At 67.6% G+C, this 7,245-nt stretch carries 10 protein-coding genes and 1 tRNA gene; 1 reads left to right on the top strand and 10 read right to left on the bottom strand.

The window, feature by feature from the left end:
- From IEW34_RS14305 to IEW34_RS14260, 10 genes are all read right to left on the bottom strand, one after another.
- Positions 1-1,067 (bottom strand): phage portal protein (locus IEW34_RS14305; protein WP_194446519.1); only part of this gene is annotated, 1,067 nt, incomplete at its 3' end.
- A complete protein-coding gene (locus tag IEW34_RS14300; protein ID WP_188609891.1) occupies positions 1,067-1,273 on the bottom strand; it encodes a phage head-tail joining protein in 207 nt (68 codons plus the stop codon). The genes IEW34_RS14305 and IEW34_RS14300, both read right to left, overlap by 1 nt.
- Position 1,274: 1 nt before the next feature.
- The gene (locus tag IEW34_RS14295; protein WP_188609890.1) at positions 1,275-1,751 is read right to left on the bottom strand and encodes a hypothetical protein; all 477 of its coding nucleotides are present in this window, start codon (positions 1,749-1,751) and stop codon (positions 1,275-1,277) included.
- Positions 1,752-1,760: 9 nt separating this feature from the next.
- Positions 1,761-3,680: a phage terminase large subunit family protein gene (locus tag IEW34_RS14290; protein WP_188609889.1), complete on the bottom strand. Its 1,920-nt coding sequence runs from the start codon at positions 3,678-3,680 to the stop codon at positions 1,761-1,763.
- On the bottom strand, positions 3,619-4,149 hold the full coding sequence (locus IEW34_RS14285) for a DNA packaging protein (protein ID WP_188609888.1): 531 nt from the start codon (positions 4,147-4,149) through the stop codon (positions 3,619-3,621). The genes IEW34_RS14290 and IEW34_RS14285 overlap by 62 nt, the downstream gene beginning before the upstream one ends.
- Positions 4,146-4,523 carry an SLOG family protein gene (locus IEW34_RS14280; RefSeq protein ID WP_188609887.1) on the bottom strand — a complete coding sequence of 126 codons (378 nt, stop codon included), beginning with the start codon at positions 4,521-4,523 and terminating at the stop codon, positions 4,146-4,148. Before IEW34_RS14280 ends, IEW34_RS14285 begins: the two co-directional genes overlap by 4 nt.
- Positions 4,445-5,080, bottom strand: coding sequence for a phosphoribosyltransferase (locus tag IEW34_RS14275; RefSeq protein WP_188609886.1), 636 nt, complete (start codon positions 5,078-5,080; stop codon positions 4,445-4,447). The genes IEW34_RS14280 and IEW34_RS14275 overlap by 79 nt, the downstream gene beginning before the upstream one ends.
- 220 nt (positions 5,081-5,300) lie before the next feature.
- Positions 5,301-6,038, bottom strand: coding sequence for a protein-tyrosine phosphatase family protein (locus tag IEW34_RS14270; RefSeq protein ID WP_188609885.1), 738 nt, complete (start codon positions 6,036-6,038; stop codon positions 5,301-5,303).
- A complete protein-coding gene (locus IEW34_RS30540; protein ID WP_188610316.1) occupies positions 6,035-6,406 on the bottom strand; it encodes a hypothetical protein in 372 nt (123 codons plus the stop codon). The genes IEW34_RS14270 and IEW34_RS30540 overlap by 4 nt, the downstream gene beginning before the upstream one ends.
- A gap of 150 nt (positions 6,407-6,556) precedes the next feature.
- A tRNA-Met gene (locus tag IEW34_RS14260) sits at positions 6,557-6,631 on the bottom strand.
- A 255-nt stretch (positions 6,632-6,886) separates the two neighbouring features.
- On the opposite strand from IEW34_RS14260, the gene IEW34_RS14255 reads away from it, so the two are divergent.
- Entirely contained in the window at positions 6,887-7,144 is a 258-nt protein-coding gene (locus IEW34_RS14255; protein ID WP_188609884.1) for a hypothetical protein, read from the top strand.
- Positions 7,145-7,245 lie beyond the last annotated feature (101 nt).

The following is a 7,245-nucleotide window of genomic DNA, read 5'->3' as shown; positions in this document are numbered from 1 at the left end:
AGGCCCGCGGCGACCTCGTGCAGCGTCGCCGATGCGTACGGTCCGAAGTCCTGTGTGGTCGGCGGCGTCGCGAAGGAGACGCTCTCCCCCGAGCGGAGCCGCTCCACCATGCCCGGCTCGAAGCTCTCGACCGGGTAGGCGCCCTGCGGGTCCGCGGGCTGGATGGTGCCGTCGGCATTGGGAACGCCGAAGTCCCCGTCCTCGTCGGTAGTGATGAAGGCCGCGAAGCAGGCGGCGATCTTCTGTCGGATCAGCTGCGCGTCGGTGTAGTCGGCGAAGTCGCGCATCCGCAGGATCACGGGAGCGAACCAGCTGACCCCCCTCACCTGCCCGGGGCGATCGACCCGGTAGACGTGCGCCACGAAGTCGGCCGAGACGCGCTGGCCCCGCGTGGCCATGCGCCGGCCGAGCATCAGCGAGCCGGGGTGCTGGTCGAACAGGTAGTAGGCGACGCGCCGACCGATCGCGTTGAACTCGATGCCCTGGATCGCATAGTTGCCGTTCGGCTGCGGCCCGTCGATGGACGTGTCGAGAAAGTCGGGCTCGAGCACCTGGATCTGGAAGGGCAGCGCGAAGCCGTCCGACGGGCGGCGGATGCGCTTCCGAATCAGGACCTCTCCGGCCTCGACGATCGTGCCGAGCGCGAGCGCCTGGAGACCGTAGAGGTTCAGCCGGCCGTCGGCGTCGATGTCGGTCGTGTCAAAGTGGCGCGTCAGCAGCGCCTTGATTTGGACGGCACGCTCTGCCCGGTCCGCCATAACTCGAGGCAGCAGGCCGGCGCCCACGGCGTTGCTCGTGATGACCAGCTTGGCGGATGCCGCATGGGCGTTGTTGCGCACCATGTCGCGCGCCACGTCGCGGAGGCGGCCGCCGGCGGTGCGCGTCTCGACGTTCGCATCCGTCCCGACCGCGCGCCAGCCCTGCGTCCGCCGGCCGACGCTTGCCGCCTCGTAGACGTTCCGCGTCAGCGCCGCGCGCTGCATGCGCGTGCGAGCTTCTGTCCGGCGCTCTGCCGCCCGCGGCGAGACGTAGCTGATGGCCCGGTCGAGCCAGGTGGCCTGCGGCATCAGAGCCCCGAACTGTAGCCGGCGACCGTGCGGCGGGTCCGCACCGGCAGCCCCAGCTCACGCTTCAAGGCGTCGCGGATCGACCGCAGCTCGGCCAGGCTCGCGTACTCGACGCTCTTGCCGTTGTAGCTCACCCGCGTCGTGCCCGACGCGATGGCAAGCTCGATCGCCTCGAGGCGAGCCTGGATCTGCTGCGGTGTGGGCACGTCAGGCCGCCGGCTTCGGCTTGCTCTGGCCGGCGGAGGCCGCGTCGACGAGACCGGTGGACGTCGGAGAAGCGCCCGTGGCAGCGGCGAAGCTGCGCTCGACCTCTCCGGCAACGTCGGCCGCGGACGCGGTCACCTGCGCGCCGGCATCGTGCGTAGGCCGCGAGTTCGGCGGCAGCTCGGTGCCGGCCTCCGCGGTGCCAGCCTGGGCGGTAGTCAGCACGACGGCACCGTCATCGCCCTTCAATCGCACCGACAGCAGCTCACCGCCGACGCTCTGCGTCACGCCAACAAGGTCGCCGGCCTGCAGCAGTTCCTTCACCTCGGCGTCGCTGACATACTCCAGCGGCAAGCGGAGGTTCGTGCCGCTCGGATCGATCGCGCAGCCCGGATAGGTCCAGACCGAGCCGACACGTGTCAGCACGCCGTCGCCCTTCTTCGCCAGCGCCGCGGCGCCGTTCTGCTTTTTCTCAGCCATCGCAACCTCCTATCGTGGTGACAGCCACCCCTGGCGACGGCTCAGAAATCCCTGCCGGCGCCCCCGCGGCACGGCCTGAACGGCCTCCCCCTGTACGGCGATCGGCACCTCGTCCGCCGGCGGCGTCTCTGTCGGCGTCTTACCTTCGGGCTCTGGGTCCGGAGCCGCCGCCCGTGCGATCTTGTCGAGCTTGAACGGCAGCGACCGCAGGGCCGCGAGGGCCAGCACGGCGGTATCGAGAGCCTCGTTGCGCTTGCCCGGCGGCAGCACCCAGGCCCGGAACGGCCGCCCATGACGAAAGCGCGTCACGACCTGTTCAGATGTCAGCTGCGCGAAGTAGGCCGGTCCGAAGTCGTCGTGCTTCGGGAAGTGGATGTAGCCAGCACCGGGCTTAGTGTTTCGCAGCCGGCCGTAGATGGATTCCTTGGCGGTATCGACGCCGACAATGAACAGGGAGTCCTTCGTCTTGGTCTTGCTCGCCCACTTCGGCCAGATCGGCCGTGCGCCGGCCATGCCCTTGGTCGGAAAGATCCGTCGACCGCGGCGCGTCCGGCAGAAGGACAGCACCTGTGCTGCATGATGGCCGCCGGTATCGATGCACGCCGCCCGGACGCGCAGCCGGCGCCCGGCTTCGGTGTGGAAGGTCTCCATCAGCAGCTCGTCGAGGTCCTTCCAGACTTGCGCCTGGGCGGGGTCGCCGAACAGCACCTCGTAGAAGACGACCCAGGCTTCCTCGTGCGCGCCCCAGGCGATGCCCTGCGCCTCGAGGCGGTCGCCCTGGACGTCCACGCCGACGGTAAAGACGAGCGCCTGGTCGGGGAGACTGTCGCTGTCGTAAGCCTCGCCGCGGTTCAGCAGGTCGTCGGCGTTGGCGCCTTCACCCTGCTCTTCCCACGGCTCGCCCAGGACGGTGTTGACCCAGACCTGGAGCAGTTCCGGGTGATCCTTCGCCTCGATGAACTCGCGCACGATCTGCTCGAGCGTGAGCCATGGCGACAGAAAGCCCGGCACATGGAAGCCAGCGATTCCGGCGAAGGCGGCGGTCGCGGCCCACTTGCCTCTGCGCAGGGCCGCCCAGCGCTCGACGTCCGTCCAGATGACGCCGCAGGCTTCGCAGGCATAGCCGGCCGTCTCCGGATGATGGGCGATGGTCTGCCCTTCGGCGTCCTTCGTCTTGTCCCAATGCACCTGCGACCACTTCAGGTGCTGCGGAGCCTTGCAGTGCGGGCACGGGACCATGAACCGCCTCTGGTCCGATCGCTCCCATTCACGCCAGACGATCGACGTCGCCTTGAGCGTCGGCGTCGAGCCCAGCAGCGTCTTGCGATTCCAAAACGTGGTCTGACGCTTGGCCGCCAGCTTCAGCGGATCGCCTTCGGACCCGGCCGACGCCGGATAGCGGTCGACCTCGTCGGCGAGCACCACGCGGATGGGCCGGGAGGCGAGCGACGCCGGCGAGTTGGCGCCCACGATCGAGACGTGCCCGCCGGGGAATACCTTGTGCAGCAGTGTGTTGCCGCTATCGCGCGCCCGCGGGTCCTTGACCTTGCCAGCCAGTGCCGGCGTATCGCGCAGCATGGGCGCGAGCCGATCCTTCGACCAGGCCTCGCCCATCTCCAGCGTGGGCTGGATCAGCAGCATCGGCGCCGCATCCTGGTCGATGTGGAAGCCGATGATGTTGTTCAGGATCTCCGTCCAGCCAACCTGCGATGCCTTGGGCACCACGACAGCCTGGACCGTCGGATCGGACAAGGCATCCATGATGCCGCGCTGATACTCGGCCGTGGCGGTGACCCAGCGGCCCGGCGCCGCCGACGACTCCGGGCTCAGTCGGCGCTCGCGATCCGCCCATTGCGAGACGGTGAGCTTAGGAGGCGGCTTCCATCGTGTCGCCGTCTGCCGCACCAGAGGCGCCAGCCGCGTCGTCACCCGGATCGTCAACGGCTTCGACGGAAACGCCGGCAAGCTCCTCGAGCGCCGCCGTGACTTCGGCTTCAACTGCACTCTGCACCTCGGTGGGAGTGCTCATCACCGCCAGCACCGGCCCGAGCTTCGACGGCATCGCGAGCAACCTGCTGCGGGCGACGCCGATCATCTCGACCCACGCCGCGTGAACCTCTTCGGCCGGCACGAGCTCGCCGCGCGTGACGGCATTCTGGAGCTCGGTCTTGTCGGCGAGGGCCCGGTCCTTTCGGGCCCGCTCGTGATCCGGGTCGAGTTGGTCGTTGTCGACGGCCGCGCCCTCGCGAAGGTGCTTCACGTAGGAGGTCACCGACGCAGGCGCATCGTATCGATCGCGCCCGGTGCGCACGACGGCGCCACGCTTGGCCAGGTCGCGAATGGTTCGTTCAGAGCAATCGAACAGCACAGCCAGCTGCTCGCCGGTAACGCCCGTCATGCGATCTGGACCGGTTTCCCTGCCCGCTGCGCCCGACGGATCGTGTCTTCGGTTCCGCCCTTTCGGCTGAGCGCCACGAAGGCGATGACGCGATCCGCGGCGTCGACGACCTGCTGGTTTCGTTCGTGGTAGCGCCGCGAGGCTTCGCCCCGGGATCGAACACCGCCGAGATCCGGTAGCAGTTCGGTCACCGGCAACCCGCGGGCCCGCGCCGCGTCCGCCGCCCAGCTGTCCACGCCCCGGCAGCCGCCGGAGACGACAATGGTGCCAGCCGGCAGAGCGGCAATGGCGGCCTCTACAGCGTGGCGGTCCAGTCGCTCCCGTGAGCCGACGACCGCGACCCGTTCGACACCGTTACCGTGCCCGATATCCATGCGATCCCTACCGCGGCGCAGCCTTTGCCCCTGAGGGCGGTCAGCGCCTCTTCCATGTGCCAGCCCGAGGTGGCGACATCATCCACCAGAAGCACAATGCCAGGATGTGACGTAACGTCAATCCAACTTATAGGAGCAAGCTTCCGGAACTCCTTCGGGTGAGACGCCCCGCGAACGAAGCGGTCCTCGAAGCACTGCTGGAACGGCGCGGCCAGGCGGTCGGCCACCGCCACCGCGAGCTGCTTGCCGAAGCAGTCCGGCCGGCGGGAATGGCCGCACGGCACAGTCGTCACCGATGCGGCCTTGCCGATCAGACGTTCAGCCAGCTCCGCTACCTCTTCCGCCGCCGGCGCGAGCACCGGTGACAGCGGCAGCGCCTTCTCTGCCCTGAGCGCGGCGATGTCTTCCGCTTTCGCCCGAGACGCCCACGATCGCACCGACGCCCAGGTGACGCCGTTGCGGGAATAGAGGGTCGGCCGCAGGACCAGCGCGCCAAGTGGCGCAGGCCGATCCGTTGGCTGGCCTGGGTTCAGGCCCAGCGCGGCGTTCCAATCCATCTGTGAAACAGCCCCTTGGGCCCGCGACCGCCGCGCTGTGAAACATCAGCGCTCGGGCGTTTGGGCAGCAGCCCTGCAAAATTCTGGCGCTAGCACGATGTCGGGGTGCGAATTACCCGCACCGGCCCACCCCTCAAGAAGGACCCGGGGTTTAGTTGGGCGAGACGGGGTGCCGCCGTGAAACAGGGTCCCCTTCCGGGGCGACGGGGCCTGTGAAACATCAGGCGCGCCGGACGTCGTCGACGATGAAGCGCTGGAAGCCCACGGCGAAGTGGCGGGCGAAGGCGGGCGGCAGCGCGCGACGAGCCGTCTCGTAGTACGGGAAGCGCTTACGGTAGCTCGGCGACCTGACGAAGAGCAGGACCGGCACGGCGAAGTTGGGCTTGCGCAGGTAGACGCCGTCGGGCGCACCGGCGTTGTGCCCACGGAACACGACGTAGTCCATGTTCCTCTTCGGCTTGCGCTTCCTGGACTTCGCCGTGGTGTTCTGCATCCGATCGGACTGCGCACTGAGCGCCGACAGGATGCGGGTGAGCAGGCTGCCCGGGATATTGCCGTAGGCGTCGAGCTGGAGCCGCTTGCTGGGAACGACGAACTCATCGGCGTTCATGATGCCAGCGCGCTGGAGCAGGCGTTCGAAGCGCTTGTGCCGGCGCGGGCCGCCTTCGACCTGGGGGCCGAGGTACTTCCATGCCGGGATGCTGCCGAAGCCTTCCTTAAAGTAGAGCTCACCGCGGAAGGGATCGGCCTTCGTAGAGGGCCGCACCGCCAGGGCATTGAGGGTGAAGCGCGTCGGCCGGTCGAACACCGACCGCATGACCTTCACCTCTTCCTCCCGGGTGTCCTTGAGCGCGTTGTTCAGCGCGTAGGAGGTCACGAAGCGCATGTTGCTTTCAGTCTTGCCGAGGGCGGCGGCCTTGCGGTCGAACTCGCGGAAATCGAACTTGATGTCGATCACCAGACACCCAACCAGATGCCCACGCCGTGCACTACCGCCACGGGCGCTGCAATTGCCCCAGCGATCAGGAAGCCCCACGACGCCGTCTTGAGGCACACGATAACGTGGGTGGCCCAAGCAGCGATACAGGCCAGAACCAAGATCACAGCGATCGTGCTGACTAGGAGAGCACCGCCCTCGCCGGGCTGGGGACCATATGACGGAGGCTTACCTGGCATACTCAACCGCCTGTCGTTGCAACGCGGTCCGAACAGCATCTCCACGGCGGCAACCGACAGCAGCACCGCGTACAGGCCCACCGCGAGGACCGCAGCCGCACCGCTTCTCATGGCATCGAAGATTGGCGATGGCGGGCGGTGCGCGTCCATGCTCCACCTCCCGATCGATGGCTTCGACGCGGGCCGGGCGCTACTCCGGCTGCCGAACGCGCCCGCCTCCCCGCTATTCGGCGTAGGGGAGCGTCAGGTTTAAGGCGGCTCTGCGTTGCGTGTCTGCTTTCCACGCCGCCGCGTCGAACTTGGGAGCAGGGGCCGGGATCGCACCGGCGACCTTCTGGTTATGAGCCAGACGAGCTACTGCTGCTCTACCCTGCTGGAAAACGATCAATCTAAATACGAAAAAACCGCGCTTCGCTATTGACGAAGACGCGGTTTCTGCGTATAGTAAATGGGTCGGGGCAATCCCGCTCCGACAATCGGACTGGAGGAACCCATGAGCGTAAAGCTCACCTTCCAAGTCCGTTTCGGCAAGTGGAGATTGACCTTCTCCATTAGCCGGTAACGGGGGCCGGGAGAGGGGCGCATCCTCTCCCGGTTCTCTGAATATAATCGAGGCCGAAGGGACGGACAATGAGCAGCGCATTCGACCTAGTGGAGCTCCGCAAGCGCCTCGGCCTGAAGCAGGCGGACATGGCGAAGCACATGGGCATGGGCATGCGCGCTTATCAGGACCTCGAGGCGGAGCCGGCGCGCGTTCTGGATCGCCATCAGCTCCTGGCCGAAGCCGTGTCCCTGCTGGTGGCCCAGGAGCGGCGCGATCCCATGCTTGCGGCGCCAAGGATGCGGGCGGCTGCCCTCGACATCGCGCAGATGATGCGCGGCGAATAGCGGCCCTACCCCATTGCCAAAAGAAAAACCCCGCGCGTCACCGCCGGGGCTACCCTCTCAAGGCTCCGCAGGACAGGGTGAAAATCACCTGCCCACGAATC

The sequence above is a fragment of the Chelatococcus reniformis genome, assembly GCF_014640075.1.
In the GTDB taxonomy this organism is placed as follows: Bacteria; Pseudomonadota; Alphaproteobacteria; order Rhizobiales; family Beijerinckiaceae; genus Camelimonas; species Camelimonas reniformis.
This window is presented reverse-complemented; position numbering and strand designations above follow the sequence as displayed.